Origin of the sequence: Sphingomonas sp. CCH9-F2 (assembly GCF_001556735.1) — a bacterium.
GTDB lineage: Bacteria > Pseudomonadota > Alphaproteobacteria > Sphingomonadales > Sphingomonadaceae > Sphingomonas > Sphingomonas ginsenosidimutans.
This window is the reverse complement of record NZ_LSJO01000261.1, coordinates 1-2,056: the sequence shown is the minus strand read 5'-3', so window position 1 is coordinate 2,056 and position 2,056 is coordinate 1. Positions and strand designations below refer to the sequence as shown.

The following is a 2,056-nucleotide window of genomic DNA, read 5'->3' as shown; positions in this document are numbered from 1 at the left end:
GGCCACCGCCGACGCCGGCATGACCTCGACCGGCAGCCCGAGCGAGTCAAGCTGCGGCTTCACCTTCGCGGCGTCGCCCACCACCACCCAGACCAGTTTCGCCGGGTCGATCGCCCCTTTCAGCGCCCGCGTCGCCTGCGGCAGCGTCAGCGCGCGGTAACGGCTTGCGACCGTGGCATAATAATCGTCGGGGCGGCGATACAGGTCGTTGGCCTGCATCGCGGTCAGCACGTCGCCCGACGTCTCGAACTCGCCCGACAGCGATCGCGTGGCCGAGTTGATCGAGCGTTCGAACTCCGCCGCCGTCATCGGCGCGGTCGTCAGATAGGCGGCGACGTTCTGCTTCATCGCGGCCAGCGCGGGGCCGGTCTTGTCCGCCTGCACCGGCGCCGACAGGACATAGGGCGCGGCGAAGGCGTTGCGGCTGAAATTGCCGCTCGCGCCATAGGTCCAGTGCTTCTCCTCGCGCAGGTCCATGTTGATCCGCCCCAGGAAGCTGCCGCCCAGCGCCTCGTTGGCGATCTGCACCGGCAGCAGGTCGTCGGTGCCCTTCAACCCGGTCTGCATCGCGCCCTGGATCAACGATTGGGGGCTGTCGGGCCGGTCGATCAGCACGATGCGCGGCGACACCGAATTGATCGTCGCCGGGAACGCCTTGGTCCCGCCCGCGCCGGTCGCGCGCCAGTCGCCGAACTGCGCCTCCAGCGTCTGGCGCACCATGGCGAGCGGCAGGTCGGAGGTGACGAAGATCTTCGCCTTGTCCGGGCGTAGCCAGGCATCGCGGAACGCGACCAGATCGGCGCGGGTCAGCGCCGCCACCGCACGCGGATCGCCCGATCCGCGCATCTTCTCATACGGCGACCCCGGCGACACCAGCGTCGGCAGCACGCGCTGCGCCAGCCCGCTGGGGCTGGTCAGCTCCTGCGCGATCTGCGTCAGTTGCTGGTTCTTGACGCGCGCCAGCTCGCTGTCGGGGAAGGCCGGGTTGCGGACGATATCGGCCCACAATCGCACGCCCGCGGCCAGATTGGCGCTCGGCACGCGCAGCGATACGGTGCTGCGGTCGGCGCTGCTGCCCGCGCCGATGTCCGCGCCCAGCCGCTCCTTGTCCTCGGCCAGCTGGATCGAATTGCGCGTCGCCGTGCCTTCGTCCAGCATCGCCAGCACCAGCGCCTGCGTGCCCAGCTTGTCGGCCACGTCGGCGGCGACGCCCGCGTCGAAGCTCATCACCGCCTGCGTCATCGGCACCGCGGTGCGCCGGGCGTAGACCACCTCGATCCCGTTCGACAGGCGCGTGCGCTCCACCGCCGGGAAGCTCAGGTCGGCGACCTGCGCCACGCCCGGAATGGGGCCGCGCGTGCCCTTCACCGCGGGCGCGGGCGCCTCGGCCGGCACGTCCTTCGCCGGCGCCGCCTGCGCCTCGGCATAGGCATCGCGCGCGCCGGGAACGATCGACAGCTGATACGCCGGGCGCGTCAGCCACTTCGCCGCGGCGGCGCGCACCGTCGCGGGGGTCTGCGCCGCCAGGTCGGCCAGCTCCTTGCGGTAATGCGCCGGATCGTTCGAATAGAGCGCGCCCTCGGCCAGCGCGACCGCCTTGCCGCCGAACCCGCCGACCGATTCCAGCCCGCCGATGCGATCGACGACGCTGCCGGTGACGTAACGGCTCACCTCGTCCGCGGTCGGGCCGTTCTTGACGAAATCGGCGACGATCGCGTCGATCCGTTGCGACACCGTCGCCGGATCGACGCCGGGGCGGACGATCGCGGTGATGACGAACATCCCGACCTGCGCCAGATTCTGGTAATTGGCTGACACCTGCGTCGCCAGCTTGTCCTGCTTGACCAGCGCATTGTCGAGCCGCGAACTGGCCAGCCCACCCAGCACCCCGGCGGCGACGTCCAGCGGCGCGGCATCCGGGTCGTTCAGCCCGGGCACCGCCCAGGCCTTGGTGATCATCGTCGCGGCGACGCGGTCCTTCATTACCTCGCCTGCCGGGCCGGGCAGCGTGGTGGGGAGCGGCGCGGGCGGGGCCACGCTCTTCGGGCCGGCGGGG

At 71.3% G+C, this 2,056-nt stretch carries 1 protein-coding gene; it reads right to left on the bottom strand.

Annotated features, from left to right (window positions below; genetic code table 11):
* Positions 1-2,056: M16 family metallopeptidase (locus AX685_RS07770; protein WP_066487225.1), on the bottom strand; the 2,056-nt coding region annotated here is incomplete at both ends.